Raw genomic sequence first — 18399 nt, 5'->3', positions numbered from 1 at the left:
CGACGCACGAACGGAACACCGCCCGTGACCGCCTTCCGCATCACCGCCCCCGTCGCCGCCGCCTTCCCCGGCACCCTCGTCGCCCTGGTCACCGCCACCGGCCTGCGCGGCCGCGAACCGTGGCCGGACACCGCCGCGGCCCTCGACGACCTGGAGCGGCGACTCGCCGACGGCACCTGGCGGCCCGCCGACGAGAGCGACCCGCGCATCGAGGCCTGGCACACCGCCTACCGCTCCTTCGGCACCAACCCCCGCCGCGTCCGCCCCAGCGTCGACGCCCTGGGCCGCCGCATGGCCAAGAAGGGCACCCTGCCGCGCATCAACCCGGCCGTCGACTCCTACAACGCCGTCTCCGTCCGCCACGGCCTCCCCGCCGGCGCCTTCGACCTGGACCACGTCACCGGCGACGTCGACATCCGCCCGGCGCGGGGCACGGAGGAGTTCACCCCGCTCGGCGAACCCGGCACCGTGGAGACGCCCAAGCCCGGCGAGATCATCTACGCGGACACCGCCGGCGTCCTCACCCGCCACTGGAACCACCGCGACGCCCACCGCACCCGCGTCACCGAGGACTCCGCCCGCGTCGCCTTCGTCCTCGAGACCCTCCACGCCGCCCGCGACGGCGACCTCCTCGAGGTGGCGGCGGAGGAACTGCGGGGCCTGCTCGCCCCGCACGCCGAGCGGACCGCCGTGCGGTACCTCGGCGCCGCACACCCCGAGGACGCGGTCTGACGGCTCCCGCCCGACCTGGGGCAAACCCCCCGGCCGGACCTCGGGCCCACCGGATGGCCCTGGCGCGCACGCGTTCCTAGGGTGGCCCCATGCCGATCACACGCACCGCGCGTACCGGCCACCGCCCCGGCCGGACCACCGCCGCCCTCGTAGCCGCCGCCCTCGCCCTCCTCGCCACGCTCGGCCCGGGGCAGGCCGCGGCGGCCGTCCCGAGTGCTTCGCCCGGCCTCGCACGGCTGCTGCAGCGGGACGCCGACGCCCTGCGGGACGCGGGGGTGAGCGGTGTGTCGGTGCGCATGCGGACACCGCAGGGGGTGCGTGCCGTGCGCAGCGGGGTCGGGGACCTGCGGACCGGGGACCCCGTACCCCGCGACGGGTACGTGCGGATCGGCAGTACGACCAAGACCTACGTCGCGACCGTCCTGCTCCAGCTCGTGGGCGAGGGACGGCTGTCCCTCGACGACACCGTGGAGCGGTGGCTTCCCGGCGTGGTCCGGGGCGCGGGCGCCGACGGCCGCCGGGTGACCCTGCGCCAGCTCCTGCAGCACACCAGCGGGCTGCCCGACTACATCCAGGACGTCGTCCCGGACCTCAGCCCCGCCGGGTACCGCGAGAACCGCGGCACCACCCACACCTCCGAGCAGCGCATCGCTCTCGCCCTGTCGCACCCGCCGTCGTTCGAGCCCGGCACGCGCTGGGAGTACTCCAACACCAACTACGTCCTGGCGGGCCTGGTGATCGAAGCGGTCACCGGCCGGTCCTGGGAACAGGAGGTCCACGCCCGGATCCTGCGGCCGCTGCGGCTCACGCACACCTTCGCACCGGGCGACGACCCGTTCCTCCCGCGCCCGCACGCCCGCAACTACCAGCAGTTCGCGCCGGGCGGACCGATGACCGACACCACCCGTGCCTACCTGCCGTTCGACGGGGACGCCGACGGGTCGGTCATCAGCACGGCCACGGACACGAACGCATTCCTCTCCGCCCTGCTGGGCGGCAGACTGCTGGCCCCCGAGCAGCTCGCCGAGATGCGGCGGACCGTCACGGTGCCCGACCGGCCCGGAGAGGTACCGGGGACACGCGACGGGCTGGGACTCTTCTGGACCCCGCTGTCCTGCGGCGGCGGGTACTGGGGTCACAGCGGCAGCAGCTTCGGCACCGTGGCCTGGCCCGCGGCCACCGCGGACGGCCGCACCGCGATCACGGTCACCGTCCACAGCCGCCCCGGCGACGAGGCCACCGCCGCACGCCAGATCCGGGGTGTCACCACCCTCGTCGACCACGCGCTGTGTGCGGCGAACCCCGCGCGGCGGGCAGGGTGACGCGCGCCGCGCCGGCCCTCCCGCCGCGGGCGGCGAGGCCGGACGCACGGGCCGTACCGCCGTCAGGGCCCGGTGCGGTGGACACCCCGCCCCGGGGGCGCCCCCGGGGCAGGTCGGGTGACGTGCGAGGATGGCCCCCATGGACATCCGCCGGAGGAACAACGTGACCGTGACCGGCTCACCCGACGCACCGGTGGTGATCCTGGCGCACGGGTTCGGCTGCGATCAGAACATGTGGCGCCTGGTCGTCCCCTCGCTGGCGGAGCGGTACCGGGTGGTGCTGTTCGACTACGTCGGGTCCGGCGGATCGGACCTGTCGGCCTGGAGCGAGGAGCGGTACTCCTCGCTCGACGGCTACGCCAGGGACGTCCTGGAGGTCTGCGAGGAGCTGGACCTGCGGCAGGCGGTGTTCGTGGGCCACTCGGTCAGCGCCATGGTCGGCGTGCTGGCGGTCAAGGCCGCGCCGGAGCGGCTGCGGGCCCTGGTGATGGTGGGCCCCTCGCCCTGCTACATCGACGACGACGGCTACCGCGGCGGCTTCACCGCGCAGGACATCGACGAACTGCTCGCCTCCCTGGAGGCCAACTACCTCGGCTGGTCGTCCGCCATGGCTCCGGTGATCATGGGCAATCCGGAACGGCCGGAACTGGGCGAGGAACTGACCAACAGCTTCTGCGCCACCGACCCCGACATCGCCCGCGTCTTCGCCCGCACCACCTTCCTGACCGACAGCCGCGCCGACCTCCGGGGCGTGACCGTGCCGACCCTGGTGCTGGAGTGCTCCGAGGACGTCATCGCACCCCGGGAGGTCGGCGCCTTCGTGCACGCCGCGATCCCCTCCTCGCGCCTGGTCACCCTCGACGCCACCGGACACTGCCCGCAGCTCAGCGCCCCGGAGGCCACCAGCGAGGCGATCCTCGACTTCCTGAAGTCGCTGCGGTGATGTGCCACCCGGGCGGCGCGCCCGAACCCGCCGGCACCGGGGGCGAGGCGAGCACGGACGCCGTGTTCACCGCCCTGCTGGAGGACAGCGCGGAGGACCTGTACGAGTCGGCGCCGTGCGGCTACCTGTCCACGCTGATGGACGGCACCATCGCCAAGATCAACCAGACGCTGCTGGACTGGCTCGGCCTGGACCGCGCGAGCGTGGTCGGCCGTAAGAGCTTCGCGGACCTGCTGACCGTCGGCGGCAAGCTGTACCACGAGACGCACTTCGCGCCGCTGCTGCGCATGCAGGGCGAACTGCGGGGCATCGCCCTGGAGATGAGGACGCACGACGGCGGCCGGCTGCCGGTGCTGGTCTCCTCCCTGGTCAAGCACGGCTCGCAGGGCGAACCGCTGCTGATCCGCACCACCGTCTTCGACGCCTCCGACCGGCGCGCCTACGAGAGGGAGCTGCTGCGCCGGCGCCAGGAGGCCGAACAGGCCCGCGCCGAGGCGGAACGCGCCCGCGCCGAGGCGGAGGAGGCCCGCCGGCAGGCCGAGGCCGACCGGGCCCGGCTCACGGACGCCCTCGCCGTGCTGCAGCGGTCCCTGGTCCCCACGTCGCTGCCGGACGTGCCGGGACTGGAGACGGCCGTCCACTACCACACGGCCTCGCCCGACCGGCTCGGCGGCGACTTCTACGACCTGTTCCCCGTGGCCGGCGACCGGTGGGCGTTCTTCCTCGGCGACGTGTGCGGCAAGGGCCCCGAGGCCGCTTCCCTCACCTCGCTGACCCGCTACACCCTGCGGGCCGCCGCCCACCACGACCCCGAGCCCAGCGCGGCCCTCACCACGCTGAACGCCGTGCTGCACGAGCGGTACACCGCCGGCGGCAACCCCCGGTACTGCACCTGCGTCTTCGGGATCATCGAACCCGGCGGCGACCACGGGCACACCACCGTTCGCCTGGCGTCCGGCGGGCACCACCCGGCGCTCGTCCTGCGGGCCGCCGGCCACGCCGAATTACTGCCCACCCCCGGCGGCATGCTCGTCGGCGTCCTGCCCACGGTCCCGACCGGCACCGCGCAGACCACCCTCGCCCCCGGCGACACGCTGCTGCTCTACACGGACGGCCTGACCGAGGCCCGCACCGGCCCCCGCCGTGACGACCTGTACGGCGAGGACGGCCTGTACGCCTTCGCCACCGACCACGCGCCCAGCACGCCGCGCGAGCTGATCGGCGCGCTCACCGAGCTGCTGCGAGGGTTCGGTGACGGCCTGGACGACGACACGGCCCTGCTCGCCCTCGGGGTCCCCGCCTCCCCTCCCTCCACCCGCCCGGCAACAGAACACCGATGAGCCCGCTGACCATCACCCACCGCGACGCCCCGTCCGGCCCCGTCCTGCACGTGGCCGGCGAACTCGACTTCGACCGTGCGGCCGCCCTGCGCCACCACGTCGACGCCCTGCCGCTGACCTCCGGTCAGTGCCTGGTGATCGACCTGTCCGGTCTCGCGTTCTGCGACTCCACCGGCATCACCGCCCTGCTGGCCGCCCGCCAGCGTGCCCTGGCCGCGGGCGCCGACATCGTCCTGGCCGCCGTGCCCCCCAACCTCCAGCGCGTCATGGCCCTCATCGGCCTCGACCAGGTCTTCACCGTCCGGCCCGGTGGCGCGGCCGACGGCTGAGGCGCCACCGGTCCGCACCGCGGCCGGCCGCCACCGAAGAGGCGTGGGCAGGGGCGAAGGGAACGACGTGGGCAGGGGCGAAGGGGACAGGATCCCTCACGTCGGCCGTCCTGGGAGACGCCCCGTGTGACCGGCACTCCCGTCCGCCCCGGTCCGTCCCGGGCCCGCGGCGGCCGGAACGGACCGGGCGCGGACGGGAGAACGGCATCCCGCCCGCGCCGCCCGGGGGTCAGCCGCCCACGTGGATGCCGGGGCGGCGGTCGGGGTCGGGTTCGTGGCTGCGGATGATCTCGCGGGTCACCGGTGCGGTGTCGCCGCGGCCGAGCAGGAAGTAGCGGAACATGTGCACCAGAGGGCTGCCCTCGGCCCACGCGAAGTAACAGTGCGGCCGCACGCCGGTGGCGTCGCGCAGGGCCAGGAGGACGGCGGCGATGGCGTTGGGCGCGGCCGGCGCCTCGGCGCGCAGGACGCGGTAGCCGTCGACCTCGACGCCGCGGACGGTGAGCGTCTCGCTGAAGTCGGACGGGTCGACCACGTCGATCTCCAGGAAGAGCACGTCGGCCGGGCCCGGCACCGCATTGGTGCCGCGCTGTTCGCGTTCCTTGGCGCTGTACTCGGCGAGGTCGCCGGTCTGGCGGCGGTTGGCGATGATGTTGATGGCGTTGTCGTGGGCGAGGGTGTCGCCGAGGAACCGGCGGGCGGCCTCGTCGAAGACGATGCGGTCGGCGCGCAGTTCGGTGGTGCGCGCGACGCGGGAGACCAGCGACACGGCGACGATGCCGATGATGAAGAAGCCGGAGATGGCGATGCCGTCGGGCTTGTCGACGATGTTGGCCACCAGGGCGTACAGCAGGACCGCGGTGAGCACGGCGAAGCCGGCGGTGGCCACGCGTCGGCGGCCGCGCGCGACGGAGACGGTGACGGCGAACGCGCCGGAGACCATCATGGCCAGGATCCCGATGGCGTAGGCGCCGGCCTGGGCGTCGACGTCGGCGTCGAACGCGATCGTGATGAGGACGCACAGGGCGGTGTAGACGAGGACGACCGGACGGACCGCGCGTCCCCACTCGGGGGCCATGCCGTAGTCGGGCAGGTAGCGGGGAACGATGTTGATCAGCCCCGCCATGGCCGAGGCGCCGGCGAACCAGAGGATGAGGATGGTGCTGATGTCGTACAGGGTGCCGAAGGCCTCGCCGACGTGCTCGTGGGCCAGCCAGGCCAGCGCCCGGCCGTTGGCCGCGCCACCGGGCTCGAACGCGTCCTCGGGGATGAGGACGGTGGTCACGAAACTGGCGGACAGCAGGTAGACGCTCATGATCACGGCTGCGGTGGTCAGGAGCCGGCGGGCGTTGCGGACCCTCGCGCGCAGCCGCTGCTCGGCGTCGGCGCCGTCGGCCGCCACGAGCGGCATCATGCTCACACCGGTCTCGAAGCCCGACAGGCCCAGCACCAGCAGGGGGAAGGCCAGCAGCGCCGGACCGGCCACGTCGCCGAAGCCCCCGCCGCCGTCGGCGAGGGCGTCGGTCCAGGCCGACAGCGCGCCGTCCGTCGTGAACACGTGGACCAGGCCGACGGCGACGACGACCGCGTTGAGCAGCAGGAAGACGGCGACCAGCGGGATGGCGACACTGACCGCCTCGCTGAACCCCAGCAGGAACACACCGCCCAGGACCAGCAGCAGGGCCACGGTCAGGGCGACTTCGTGGCCGTGCAGGACGGCCGGGAAGAAGGGGTTCTCCATCACGTGCACCGAGGCGTCCGCCGTCGACAGGGTGATGGTGATGATCCAGGACGTGGCCACGAAGCCGAGCAGGACGAGCACGAACAGCTTGCCCCACCAGAACGGCAGCAGGTCCTCCAGCATGGCCACCGACCCCGCGCCGTGCGGGCTCTCCTTGGCCACCCTCCGGTACATCGGCAGCATCCCCAGCAACGTCAACGCCACGATCAGCAGCGTCGCCAGGGGCGAGACGGCACCGGCGGCCAGCGCGGCGATCGCCGGCACGTAGGCCAGGCTGGAGAAGTAGTCGACCCCGGTCAGGCACATCACCTTCCACCAGGGCTGCGAGTCGGTGTGGCTCTCCGCGGCCGCCGGTCCCACCGGCTGCACCCGGTGGCGCAGCAGCCATCGCGCCGCCTTCCCCGTCGGCGGCGCCGGTGAGGCGGGACTGTCCACCACCTCCGGAACTATCGGCCGCTTCCCGTCACTCATCTGCTCCTGCCCTTCCTGCCCGGATCAACGGAACGGAGCCGCGGCCGTCGTTCCCGCGGCCCCGCGACGATCACCGAGTATGCGGCCGCCACGCGCGCCGTCCCCGCTCCGAATCGCACGCCTGTCCAGCCGGTGACGCACCTCACGCGCCGGCACCGGGGCATGCCGGGTGGCGGAGGCCTCTCAGGACTCCAGGCCCCAGCGGCGCGCCACCGCCTGGAGACGTTCGAGTTGGTGGCGCGCCGCCGTCGGGTGGGCGAGATCGAGGGCCATTCCGGCGCGGGCGGCGAGGTGGACGACGTCCTCGCGGGAGGCGGCGTCGAGGCCGGGAGCGGCCAGGAGGCGGCGGGTCGTGACGCGCAGGTGGAGGGCGACGGTGTCGAGCTCCTCGCGCAGGTCCACGGGGAGCACGTGCCGCAGCGCGTCCTTGGCATAGTCGCGCGCCTGCCCGTCCGCCTCGCAGGGGCGGGGCGGCGAGGGGGCCCAGGGCAGGGCGGCTTCCGCGGCCTCGTCGTACAGCTCGGCCACCTGGGCACGCGCCTCTGCGGCATCGCCCTCGGCGGCGGCCGCGCGGGCCGACTCCAGCAGAGCGCGCAGTCGGGCGCGGGCCCGGGGGTCCTCACTCGTCCGGGCGTCGAGACAGCCGGCCCACACGTCGAAAGCCTTGCTCAACCCGGCGTCCAGCATGAACCCGTACACGTCCGGCACTCGGCCGCCTTTCCGTCGGGCCGTCCCGGTACGGACGGCAGCGGACACGACAGGACGCGCGCCGGATGCACTGCCTGCGTATTTCTGGGCCGCGCGGGGGAGCGCCGCCGCGGCCGGCGGTCAGGCCGCGGTCGCGGCGGCGTCGAGCAGCGGGCCCAGTTCGCGTACGACGGTCGTCAGGGGGCGGACGTCCCGCTCCGCGCGGGCGAGCAGGATCGCCCCCTCCAGGGAGCTGATCATCAGTGTCGCGAGCGGTCCGGTCCGCTCCGGCGGCACGCCCAGGCCCGCCAGCGCCTGGGCCACGGCACCGGTCCAGGCGGCGAAGGCGGCGGCAGCGGCCTGCCGGGTCGAGGCGGTGGACCCGGCGCAGTCCACCGTCGCCGCGGCGACCGGGCAGCCGGAGGCGAAACCGCCGGTCTCGTACTCGTCGGTCCACTGGCGGGCCATCGCGGCGAACAGGCCGCCGGGCGTCGGCTCGGCCAGGCCCGCCAGGAACCGGGCGACACGCCCGGCGGCATACCGGCCCGCCCAGTCCACGGCCTCGTTCACCAGCTGTTCCTTGCCGCCGGGGAAGTAGTGCTGGAGCGAGCCGCGGGGCGCCCCGGCGTGGGCGGCGACGTCCCGCATCCCCGTGGCCCCCACGCCGTCGCGCCGGATGAGCTGGGCGGCACTGAACACCATCCGTTCGCGCGGACCCCGTTCGGCCCCGGCCATCCCGACCACCCTCCCGTGTCGCGCGTCGATCCGCGCCTCACCCTATGACGACCGTCATGGACGCGGCTACTATGACCGTCGTCATAGAAGTGTCCTGCGGCAGCAGGGCTCCCCGCACAGGGCGGTGCACCATGGACGTCGGATTCATCGGTCTCGGGATCATGGGGCAGCCGATGGCGCTCAGGCTGGCCCGCTCCGCCACGCCCCTCGTCGTCTGGAACCGGACGGCCGCCCGCGCCGAACCGCTGCGCGCGGCCGGCGCCCACGTGGCGTCCGGCCCGGCCGAGGTCTTCGAGCGGGCGGACGTGGTCCTCCTGATGACGGCCGACGAGCACGCCACCGACGCCGTCCTGGCGCGCGGCACCCCGGACTTCGGGCCGCGGGTCGCCGGGCGGACCGTCGTCCAGATGGGCACGGTCCCGCCCGAGCACTCGCGTGCCCTGGAGGCCGACATCCGCACGGCGGGCGGCCGGTACGCCGAGGCCCCCGTCTCCGGATCCCGTGTCCCGGCGGAGCGGGGACGCCTGGTGGCGATGCTCGCCGGCGACGAGGAGACGGTGACGCGCGTACGGCCGCTGCTCGCGCCCCTGTGCCACGAGACGTTCGTGTGCGGGCCCGTCCCCGACGCGCTGGTGACGAAGCTGTCGGTGAACCTCTTCCTGATCACGCTCGTCACGGGCTTCGCCGAGGCGTTCCACTTCGCCGAACGGCACGGACTGGACCGGCGGTTGTTCCTGGACGTCCTCGACGCGGGCCCGATGGCCAGCGGGGTGTCCCGGACGAAGGCGCCCAAGCTGCTCGCCGGCGACTTCACGGCCCAGGCCGCCGTCCACGACGTCCTGAAGAACAACCGGCTGATCGCCCGGGCCGCCCGCGCCCGCGGTCTCGCCTCCCCGCTGCTGGACGTCTGCCACGCCCTGTTCGAGGAGACGGTGTCGCTGGGGCACGGCGGGCAGGACATGGTGGCCGTGCTCCGCGCGATCGAGTCCCGCACCGGCACCGCCGGCACGGCTCCCGTCCCGGGACCGGCCGCCGGCCGGGGGAGCACGCCCGACCGGTAGCGCCTCGCCGGCGGGTTCCGGACGGGCACCGCGAGGACACGTCCGTCCGCGGGTACCGCGGACCCCGTCACACGCGCGCCGCCGCGTGCGCGACCGCGGCGGCCGCGAAGCCGCGGACGAGGGGGTGGGGGCGGCTGCCGTCGCCGGCCAGTTCCGGCTGGAAGAGGGTGGCGAGGAAGAACGGGTGGCCGGGCAGCTCGGCGATGCGCACCTCGCCGTCGGTGTCCGCCCCGGTGAAGCGCAGGCCGTGCTCGCGCAGCGCCTCCACATGGCGCGGATTGGCACCGTAGTCGCAGTGGTAGCGCTCCACGGACCGCTCGGCGCCGATGAGCTGTTCGGCCCGCGAGCCCGCGGTCAGCTCGATCACGCCCTCGTGGCCGACCAGGGAGCAGGCGAGCGGCACCACCACCGCGTCCTCGGCCGGGGTGTCCGGAGCGTTCTCCGCGTGCCGCGCCGCCGACAGGCCGCACACGGTGCGGGCGTACTCGAGCAGGACGTGCTGGAAGCCGGCACACGTGCCCAGGAACGGGATGCAGCCTTCCCGGGCGGTCCGGATGGCGGTGAGCGCGCCGGCCTCGCTGCGGTAAGGGCTGCCGGGCAGCACCCAGATCGCGTCGAACGCGGCGAGGGACGCGGCGTCGGAGGCGTCCTCCGTGGGGATCCAGTAGGCGTCCAGCTCCAGGCCGTCGCGCTCACGCAGGACGTCGAGCAGGACGGGGACCCGGGTGTGGGAACGGACATGCGCAGAACGGTCGCCCACCAGGGCGATCCGGGCCGTGTAGGTCATGCGGCCATCCTCGGCCGCCCGCCCCGAACGCGTCCAACGATGATTCCTGCACCGGGCATCAGCAACACTGATGGCCATGGACCCGCAGCAGTTGCGCTCGTTCGTCGCGGTGGTCGACCACCGCTCCTTCTCCGCCGCGGCCCGGCACCTGGGCTACACCCAGTCCGCCGTCTCCCAGCACATCGCCGCCCTGGAGGCGGACGTGGAGGCCCGGCTGGTCACCCGCCGCCCGGTCGCCGCGACCGAGGCGGGCGAGCGGCTGCTGGAGCACGCCCGGCCGCTGCTGCTGCGGCTGGACGCGGCCCGGGCCGACATCGCGCGCCTGCGGCGGCCGCGGCCCGGAAGGCTCACGGTGGCCTGCACGCCCGGCGCGCTGACCCCCGCCGTCGCGGACGCGGTGGTGCGCGTCCGCGCCGCGGCACCGCGGCGCACGGCCTCCGTCCGGGTGTGCGGCGCCACCGAAGCGGTACGGGCCGTGCTGACCGGGGCGGCCGACGCGGCCCTCGTCGACGGCGCGGCGGCGCCCAGCGACCCGCTCCACCTGCCCGAAGCCGGACCGCTGACCGCGTTCCCCCTCTCCCAGGAACCCCTTGCCGTCCTGCTGCCCGGCGACCACCCCCTCGCCGGGCGCCCCGCGCTGCGGCTCGCCGACCTCGCCGCCGCCCGCTGGATAGACGCCCCGGACGCCGCCGTGCCTCTGAGCCAGTTGCGGGCCGTGGCCCTGTGCGACGGCTTCGGACACCGACTCACCTACGAAGGAAGCGACTTCGAGGCGCTCGGCGCCCTGGTGGCCGCCGGAGCCGGGCTCACCACGGCTGCCCTGGGCAGGGCTCGCGGAGTGCCGGGTGTCACCGCCGTGCCGCTCTCCTCCCCGCGGCTCGTGCACCGCACCGAGCTGCTCCACCCACGCGTCCCCACCGCCCCGGCCGCGGAACTCGCCGCCGCCCTGGGCCGGCCGGGCCGCACCGGTGACCCGCCGCGGCAGCCGTCCGCCGCGGCGCGCCGGGGTGAGGCATGACCGTCCGGCCGGGACCGGGAACCACGTGCGGACGCCGGCGGCCCGGCATCCTGCCTCACCGTGACCGGGCGCTCATCCGAGGGGCGGCGGACTGGGTGTCAGGTGGCGGGTGAGGGTGTCGCCGGTCTCGGGGGTGAGGGGTTCGCCGGGGCCGAGGCCGAGCCGGTCGGCGAGGTCGCGGGCGTACAGACGGGTGGCGGCCTCCAGGAGCAGGGCGTAGGTGTCGGTGGCGGCGCGGGTCCGGACCCGGGCGGTGAGGGCGACGATGACGGTGATCAGGGCGGCCGGCCACCACCGGACGGTGAGGGGCAGGTAGAGCAGGGACCAGGCGGCCAGGACGGTGGCGCGGGCGAGCGCCCGGCGGGCGGCGGTGATCTCCGCCCGGGTCTCCTCGGGCAGGACCAGCCACAAGTGGGGCCAGACAGCGGCCAGGTCGAGGTGCAGATCGCGGTCCAGGCGTACGGCCACCGCGTTGAGGCGGTCGCCGCTCCAGGTGGGGCGGGCGGGTTCCTCCGGCGCGATGCGGGTCAGGGCGTGCTCGGCGGCCTGCCGTGCGGCGGAGTCGGTCCGCCGGCCGCGGGCCAGGGCGCGGGCGGCGTCCTCGCGAGCGCGGTGCCAGACGCGGGCGGCGGCAGCCCAGCGGCGGCGTCGGCGGCCGGTGTGCCAGGCGGCCCACAGGCGGAACGGGCGCGGCCAGGCGAACCAGTCGACGGCCAGGCACAACCGTTCGACCGCCGAGCCGAGGGCCTGGGCGGCGATACCCGCCGCGGCGGCGCCGGCCAGCACCGCGGCCAGCAGCACCGCCCCGCCGCCGACCGTGCCGACGGCGGGGAGGGTGGCCCAGGCGGTGACCCGTCCGGTGAGGCGGGACAGGTCGAAGGGGTGGGTGTGGCCGAGCGCGCAGGCGGTGGCGACGACCGCGAGGTAGAGGGCGCCGGGCAGGACCAGCAGGGACAACCACCGCTCGGCGATCTTCTTGCCGAGCTCCGTCAGCAGGCCGCCCACCGGCTAGAGCCGTTCCCGGCGCAGGGCGGCGCCGCTGATCGCGCAGTGCGGTACCGCGGCGGTGGCCCGGGGCCACCAGTGGCGCGCGCACCGGCCGGCCGGGCACAGGTACACGGTCTCGGCCGGCCGGTCGCTGATCCCGGCCGGCCGCACCCCGCGGGTGGCCGCCCCCGTGCCGGTGTAGCCGTCCAGTCCCTGGGGGTCTCCACCGGCCTGCAGCACCGCGTGCAGCACCGCCAGCGGACCCGCGACGTCCCCGCCGTCCCGCGCGGTGGCCAACAGCAGGTCCACCGGAGTCTCGTCGCCGCCCGGCCCCTCCCGCACATCCCTGCGGATCTGCGCCAGATGGGCGCAGACCACCGCCAGCCGCTCCGCCACGACCTCCGCCCCGTCGGACGCCTCGGGCATGGATCCCCTCCCCGCTGATCGTGTCACCGGTTCCCCCCGGCCTGCCGCTCCCGCGCGCTGTGGTCGCACCCGGCCCCGGCACGGCGAGCGTATCGGAGCAACTCCCCTTCCCACGACGGACGGTGCGCATAGCATCACGCGGAGAAGGCGGGCGAAGGAGGGGCGGGGTGCGTGAGGAACGGCTGGCCGCGGTCTGGGCCCGGATGCGGCGATTCCAGGGAACCGGTGATCACATCCTGCTGCTGGAACCGCAGGCGCTCGCCGAACACGAGCAGCTCATGGAACACCTCCGCGCCCCTTCCGGAGACTTGGACCTGGAGGTCTGCCATGCGCTCGGCTGGTTCCACTGGAACCGCTACACAGCGGTCCTTGACCTGCCCGGCGGTGAGGAGAACGCGGATCTCGGCGTCGCCGTGCAGATGCTCACCCCTTGTTTCTTCGCCGGTGCCGGGGAGGACTTCCTGCCCCGGCCTCTTTTGCCGCTGCTCGCCGAGGGCGCGGCGCCGCGTGCCTCCGACCTGCTGAGGCAGGCGCTCGACTCCACCGACCCCGGTCCGTGCTCCTCCGCCGTGGAGGTGTGGCGGCGCATCGCGCACACCGTCCCCGCCGGCCACCGTCACCGGGCGGCGTATCTGTCCAGCCTGGGGCTCGCGTTGATGACGCGGTACGGGCACACCGGGGACCTGGCGGACCTGGACGAGGCCGTCGACCGGTACCGGGCCGCGGTGGAGGCCACTCCCGCCGACCACCCCGACCGCGCGCTGGAACTGTCCAACCTGGGACTCGCCCTGCGGGACCGGTTCGGGCGGACCGGGCACCTGACGGACCTGGACCAAGCCGTCGACTGCCTTCGGGCCGCGGTCGAGGTGACCGCCGCGGACCATCCCGACCGCTCGGTGCACCTGTCCAACCTGGCGACCGCGTTGCGAAGCAGGTTCGAACGCATCGGGCACCAGGCGGACCTGGACGAAGCCATCGCGTGTCTCCAGGCCGCACTCGAGGCCACCGCCACCGACCACCCCGGCCGGGCGATCCCGTTGTCGAACCTCGCCACGGCCCTGCAGAGCCGGTTCAAGCGCACCGGGGACCCGGCGGATCTGGACCGGAGCGTCACCGCCGGGCGGGACGCGGTGCGGGCCACCCCCACCGGCCACCCGGACCGCCCGGCACACCTGAACAACCTGGGGCTCGCCCTGCAGAACCGGTTCGAGCGCACCGGGGACCTGGCGGACCTGGACGAAGCCGTCGACCGGCACCGGGCCGCGGTGGAGGCCACGCCCGCCGGTCACCGCGACCGCGTGCTGTACCTGAACAACCTGGGAAGCGCGCTGCACGCCCGATTCGGGCGCACCGGGGATCAGCCGGACTTGGACGAAGCCGTCGGCCACCTCCGGGAGACGGTGCGGCACACTCCGGCCGGCCACCCCGCCAGGGCGAGGCACCTGAACAACCTGGGGCTCGCGATGGTGGCCAGGTTCAAGCGCACCGGGGACCAGGCGGACCTGGACGAAGCCGTCGACCACCTCCGGGAGACGGTGCGCGACACCCCCGCCGACCACCCCGCGCGGGCCGACCACCTGTCCAACCTGGGCAGCGTGCTGCAGGAGCGGTTCGAGCGCACCGGGGACCGCGCCGACCTGGACGAGGCCGTCGACCGGTACCGGGCCGCGGTGGAGGCCACTCCCGCCGACCACCCCGACCGCGCGCTGTACCTGAACAACCTGGGGATCGCGCTCCAAGCCCGGTTCGTGCGCACCGGGGACCGGTCGGATCTGGACGAAGCCGTCACCATCGGACAGGCCGCGGTGGAGACCCTCCCCGCCGACCACCCTTCCCGCGCGCTCTACCTGTCCAACTTGGGGGGCGCGTTGCAGGAGCGGTTCGGGCGCACGGGGGACCGGGCGGATGCGGACGAGGCCATCGAGCGACACCGGGCCGCGGTGGAGGCCGCACCGACCGACCATCCCCGACGCGCCATGTACCTCAACCACCTGGGGCACGCGCTGAGGGGCCGGTCCGAGCGCACCGGGGACCGGGCGGACCTGGACCGAGCCGTCGCCGCGGGCCGGGCCGCGGTGGAGGCCACCCCCGCCGACCACCCCGAGCGTGCGACGCACCTGTCCGGCCTGGGCGCCTCCCTGCGGGCCCGGTTCCGGCACACCGGCGACCGGGCGGACCTGGACGCGGCGGTGTCCGCCCTCACCGGGGCGTGGGAAGTGGCCTCGGCGGCACCGTCACCCCGGATCCATGCGGCCCGCGCGGTGGCCGGGCTGCTCGCGGAGACCGAACCCGGGCGGGCGGCGGATGCGGCGGAGGCCGCCGTGCGGCTGCTGCCCGAGGCGGCCCCCCGCCGATTGGAGCGGGGCGATCAGCAGTACGCGCTCGGCGGCTTCGCCGGCCTGGCCGGGGACGCGGCCGCGCTGGCTCTGGCCGATCCCCGGGGGAGCGCGCGCGAACGCGCCACCCGGGCGCTGCGGTTGCTGGAGGCAGGGCGGGCGGTCCTGCTCGGCCAGGCACTGGACGCCCGCGGCGACCTCACCCAACTGACCCACCGGCACCCCGATCTGGCCGCGCGGTTCGTCCGGTTGCGCGACCGCATCGACCAGCCCTCCGGCACCGCCGGTCCCACCGCCCGGCGCGAGGAGGCGGAGGCCCTCGCGGCGCGGCCGGAGCATGCGGTGCGCGACCGGCACCGGCTGGCCCGCGAGTTCGCCGAGACCCTGGCCGAGATCCGCAGCCTGGACGGGTTCGCCTCCTTCGCCCTCCCGCCCGCCACTGAGGAACTCCTCGCCGAGGCGGACCAAGGCCCGGTCGTGGTGTTCAACATCAGCGGCTACCGCAGCGACGCCCTGCTGCTCACCCGGGACGGCATCTTTGCCCTGGAGCTTCCCCGGCTCACCGCCGACGCCGTGACCGAGACGGTCACCTCCTTCCGGCAGGCGCTGCGCACCGCGACCTCGGGCGAGAGCAGAGAGCAGCGGCGCGAGGCGCAGGCCGTCATGAGCCACGTCCTGGAGTGGCTGTGGGACGCCGCCGCCGGGCCTGTGCTGGAAGCGCTGGGGCACCACCGCCGGCCGCCGTCGGACACCGACTGGCCGCGGGTGTGGTGGGCGCCGGGCGGGCTGCTGGGACTGCTGCCCCTGGCGGCCGCCGGCCACCACACCGATCCGGCCGACGACCCCGCCCGGCGCACCGTCATGGACCGGGTCGTCTCCTCCCACACGCCCACCGTCCGCGCGCTGCGCCACGCCCGCCGGCACACCCCGGTCCCGGCGGCACCCGCCCGGGCGCTGGTCGTCGCGATGCCCACCACCCCCGGCCTGCCCGATCGGGGCCGCCTGCCGCACGTCGGCGCGGAAGTGGCCACGCTGCACCGGCATCTCCCCGACCCCGTCGTGCTGCTGGAACCCGACTCCGTCGACGGCGGTTCCCACGGCCTCCCGGATCGCACGCCGACGAAGGACAACGTCCTGGGACACCTGCCGGACTGCTCCATCGTGCACTTCGCCTGCCATGGCGCGAGCGACCCCACCGACCCGTCGAAGAGCCTGCTGCTGCTTCACGACCACGCCGGCGATCCGCTCACCGTCGCCAGCCTCGCCCCGGTCCGCCTCGACCGGGCTCAACTGGCCTACCTGTCCGCCTGCCGCACCGCCGCCGTCGACGCGGCAGGCCTGACGGACGAGGCCATCCACCTGACCTCCGCCTTCCAACTCGCCGGCTTCCCGCACGTCGTGGGCACCCTGTGGGAGATCGACGACGGGATCGCCGTCACCGTCGCCGACTCCTTCTACGCCCACCTGCGCACACCCGACGGAACGATCGACACCGGCCGCGCGGCCCGGGCCCTGCACCAAGCCGTGCGCGGCGTGCGCGACGGCCACGACCTGCCGGGACAGGTCGACCGGACCCGCATCCCCTTCCTGTGGGCCGCCTACCTCCACGCCGGTGCCTGAGCACGCCGTTCCGGAACACGGGCGGACGGCGGCCGGCGCCGCGCCGGCCGGACCCTCCGGAGCCGGACGAGCGCGGGCCGGCGGCCCCGTACGCGGGTCACGACCCGCCGGTCCCGAGGCCCGGCGGCCAAGGGCGGGCGCCGCCGTCCGGCGTGACCGCCCGGCGGGAGTGACGCCCGCGGCCGGGCGCCTGCGGCCGGGTGCCTGGGACCGGGTGCCGGGGCCGGAGAGTCCGGCCCCCGGGTCGTGGTCCGGTGTTCAGCGGCCGGCCTGCAGCGCGCTCCAGGTCGCGGCGCCGACGACGCCGTCCGCGGTCAGACCGCGGGAACTCTGGTAGTCGCGTACCGCCTGCGCGGTGGTGGGGCCGAAGAGGCCGTCCGCGGTGACGGTACGGGCCAGGGCCGCGGTCAGCGCCCGCTGGAGGCGTTGGACGGCCTCGCCGGAGGCGCCCTGGCCGATGACCGGACGCGAGCCCGCCGAGAGCAGCGCCGTCCAGGTGCGCGGCCCGACCACGCCGTCCGCGGTCAGCTGCCGTGCCGTCTGGAACGAGCGGACCGCCGCCTCCGTGCCCGAGCCGAACTGCCCGTCCACCGCCCCGGCGTTGAAGCCCTGGGCGTTCAGGAGCCACTGCGCGGCCCTGACCTGGTCCCCGGTGGACCCGGTGCGCAGGGTGGTGTACGAGGGGAAGCCGAGCTGCACGTCACCGCCCGCACTGCCCCCGACCAGTTCCATGTAGCGGTTCCAGTCCCAGTACGGTCCGGGGTCGGTGTGGTCGTTGCCCGGGACCTCCGCATGGCCGACGATGTGCGCCCGGTCCTTGGGGATGCCGTAGCGGTCGGCGATGGACCGGGTCAGTGCCGCGGACGAGCGGTACAGGGCGTCGGTGAACCAGGCGGGCTGGTCGACGTACCCCTCGTGCTCGATGCCGACGGAGTAGGGGTTGCCGGAGCGGGCGTGCCAGGCGGTGTCCTTCTCGCGGACCGTCTGCGTCACCTGGCCGTCCGAGGAGCGGACGACGTAGTGCGCGCTGACCTGGGCCGAGGGGTTCTGGAACCAGCTGATGGCGCCGGCGTACGAGCCCTGGGTGACGTGGATGACGACCGTGGTGATCGAGGCCGTGCGCCCCACCGCGTAGTTGGCGGTGCTGGCCGGCACCCACAGGCCGGCCGGGTAGTCGGGGGCCGCGGCGAGCGGGGAGGCGTCGGCGTAGGCGCCGCGGTCGGGCTGGACGGGGTCGGGGCGGACGGTGACGGCGGAGCCGTCTTCGGCGCGGGCGGTCAGGCCCTGGGCGAGCAGGTCGTAGACGCCGTCGGCATAGAAGCGGGCGGTGCGCGGGTCGTCGGCGCCGCCGTAGCGTGCCACCGGCTCGTACCAGGCGGCGGGATCGGCGCGCCGGGCGGCGGTGAGTCCGGCCGCGTCGGCGCGGGCGCGCAGGACGGCCGCGCCTCCGCGGATGTTGGCGGCGGTGTCCCGGCGCAGCACGTCGGCGGGGACGCCGGTGAGGGCGGAGGCTTCCCGCAGGGTGTGCCGGCGCGGGTTGTCCACCAGGTGCATCACGCCGAAGCCGCGGGCCTGGCTGGGCCGTCCGTCGTGGCCGTCGAGACGGCTCTCGCCGTAGCCGACGGCGACCAGGACGTCGCGCGGGACGTCGAACTCGGCGGCCGCCCGGGTGAAGGCGGCGGCCACGGTCGCGGGCGCGGGCCGGGCCTGGGCGGTGGGCGCGACGGCCGTCAGGGTGAGGGCGAGGGCGGAGGTGAGGGCCGCCAGGGCGGTGTGCCGTATCGGTGCCGTACGTCTTCTCACGAGGCCTCCGTCGGGGAGCGCTGGAGTGACCGGGCGGTTCGCGCCGGGCGGCGCCCGACCA

Annotated in this window: 15 protein-coding genes; 8 read left to right on the top strand and 7 right to left on the bottom strand. The window is 75.2% G+C overall.

All coding sequences use genetic code 11. The features are described 5' to 3' along the window. Nucleotides 1-24: 24 nt before the first annotated feature. The 5 genes from ACIF8T_RS25515 to ACIF8T_RS25495 all read left to right on the top strand — a co-directional run bounded on the left by ACIF8T_RS25515 (nucleotide 25) and on the right by ACIF8T_RS25495 (nucleotide 4666). Nucleotides 25-732: a B3/4 domain-containing protein gene (locus ACIF8T_RS25515; protein WP_400038401.1), complete on the top strand. Its 708-nt coding sequence runs from the start codon at nucleotides 25-27 to the stop codon at nucleotides 730-732. Between the two features lie 89 nt (nucleotides 733-821). Beyond that, entirely contained in the window at nucleotides 822-2054 is a 1233-nt protein-coding gene (locus tag ACIF8T_RS25510; protein WP_400038400.1) for a serine hydrolase domain-containing protein, read from the top strand. Nucleotides 2055-2193: 139 nt separating this feature from the next. Beyond that, a complete protein-coding gene (locus ACIF8T_RS25505; RefSeq protein ID WP_400038399.1) occupies nucleotides 2194-2997 on the top strand; it encodes an alpha/beta fold hydrolase in 804 nt (267 codons plus the stop codon). Then, the gene (locus ACIF8T_RS25500) at nucleotides 2997-4337 is read left to right on the top strand and encodes a PP2C family protein-serine/threonine phosphatase (RefSeq protein ID WP_400038424.1); all 1341 of its coding nucleotides are present in this window, start codon (nucleotides 2997-2999) and stop codon (nucleotides 4335-4337) included. Before ACIF8T_RS25505 ends, ACIF8T_RS25500 begins: the two co-directional genes overlap by 1 nt. Beyond that, nucleotides 4334-4666, top strand: a complete 333-nt coding sequence (locus ACIF8T_RS25495) for an STAS domain-containing protein (RefSeq protein WP_400038398.1) — start codon at nucleotides 4334-4336, stop codon at nucleotides 4664-4666. Before ACIF8T_RS25500 ends, ACIF8T_RS25495 begins: the two co-directional genes overlap by 4 nt. A gap of 229 nt (nucleotides 4667-4895) precedes the next feature. Here the strand turns inward: ACIF8T_RS25495 and ACIF8T_RS25490 are convergent, their stop codons facing one another. From ACIF8T_RS25490 to ACIF8T_RS25480, 3 genes are all read right to left on the bottom strand, one after another. Then, complete coding sequence (locus ACIF8T_RS25490) at nucleotides 4896-6878, bottom strand: amino acid transporter (RefSeq protein WP_400038397.1); 1983 nt, start codon at nucleotides 6876-6878, stop codon at nucleotides 4896-4898. A gap of 183 nt (nucleotides 6879-7061) precedes the next feature. Beyond that, nucleotides 7062-7586, bottom strand: coding sequence for a hypothetical protein (locus ACIF8T_RS25485; RefSeq protein ID WP_400038396.1), 525 nt, complete (start codon nucleotides 7584-7586; stop codon nucleotides 7062-7064). 120 nt (nucleotides 7587-7706) lie between these two features. Then, the gene (locus tag ACIF8T_RS25480; RefSeq protein WP_400038395.1) at nucleotides 7707-8300 is read right to left on the bottom strand and encodes a TetR/AcrR family transcriptional regulator; all 594 of its coding nucleotides are present in this window, start codon (nucleotides 8298-8300) and stop codon (nucleotides 7707-7709) included. 131 nt (nucleotides 8301-8431) lie between these two features. Here ACIF8T_RS25480 and ACIF8T_RS25475 point away from each other — a divergent pair, with 131 nt between their 5' ends. Further along, nucleotides 8432-9361: an NAD(P)-dependent oxidoreductase gene (locus tag ACIF8T_RS25475; protein WP_400038394.1), complete on the top strand. Its 930-nt coding sequence runs from the start codon at nucleotides 8432-8434 to the stop codon at nucleotides 9359-9361. Between the two features lie 67 nt (nucleotides 9362-9428). On the opposite strand, the gene ACIF8T_RS25470 is transcribed toward ACIF8T_RS25475, so the two are convergent. After that, complete coding sequence (locus ACIF8T_RS25470) at nucleotides 9429-10148, bottom strand: hypothetical protein (protein ID WP_400038393.1); 720 nt, start codon at nucleotides 10146-10148, stop codon at nucleotides 9429-9431. Nucleotides 10149-10224: 76 nt separating this feature from the next. On the opposite strand from ACIF8T_RS25470, the gene ACIF8T_RS25465 reads away from it, so the two are divergent. Next, nucleotides 10225-11166, top strand: a complete 942-nt coding sequence (locus ACIF8T_RS25465; protein ID WP_400038392.1) for a LysR family transcriptional regulator — start codon at nucleotides 10225-10227, stop codon at nucleotides 11164-11166. 72 nt (nucleotides 11167-11238) lie between these two features. Here the strand turns inward: ACIF8T_RS25465 and ACIF8T_RS25460 are convergent, their stop codons facing one another. Both ACIF8T_RS25460 and ACIF8T_RS25455 read right to left on the bottom strand, forming a co-directional pair. Further along, on the bottom strand, nucleotides 11239-12171 hold the full coding sequence (locus ACIF8T_RS25460) for a hypothetical protein (protein WP_400038391.1): 933 nt from the start codon (nucleotides 12169-12171) through the stop codon (nucleotides 11239-11241). A gap of 3 nt (nucleotides 12172-12174) precedes the next feature. Beyond that, nucleotides 12175-12579, bottom strand: a complete 405-nt coding sequence (locus ACIF8T_RS25455) for a hypothetical protein (protein WP_400038390.1) — start codon at nucleotides 12577-12579, stop codon at nucleotides 12175-12177. Nucleotides 12580-12746: 167 nt separating this feature from the next. On the opposite strand from ACIF8T_RS25455, the gene ACIF8T_RS25450 reads away from it, so the two are divergent. Then, entirely contained in the window at nucleotides 12747-16535 is a 3789-nt protein-coding gene (locus ACIF8T_RS25450; protein ID WP_400038389.1) for a CHAT domain-containing protein, read from the top strand. Between the two features lie 258 nt (nucleotides 16536-16793). On the opposite strand, the gene ACIF8T_RS25445 is transcribed toward ACIF8T_RS25450, so the two are convergent. Then, nucleotides 16794-18338: a peptidoglycan-binding protein gene (locus tag ACIF8T_RS25445; RefSeq protein ID WP_400038388.1), complete on the bottom strand. Its 1545-nt coding sequence runs from the start codon at nucleotides 18336-18338 to the stop codon at nucleotides 16794-16796. Nucleotides 18339-18399: the final 61 nt, after the last annotated feature.

The organism is Streptomyces sp. NPDC085946 (assembly GCF_044540485.1).
In the GTDB taxonomy this organism is placed as follows: domain Bacteria; phylum Actinomycetota; class Actinomycetes; order Streptomycetales; family Streptomycetaceae; genus Streptomyces.
Note: the sequence above shows the minus strand (reverse complement) of the source record. Positions and strands in the feature narration are given on the sequence as shown.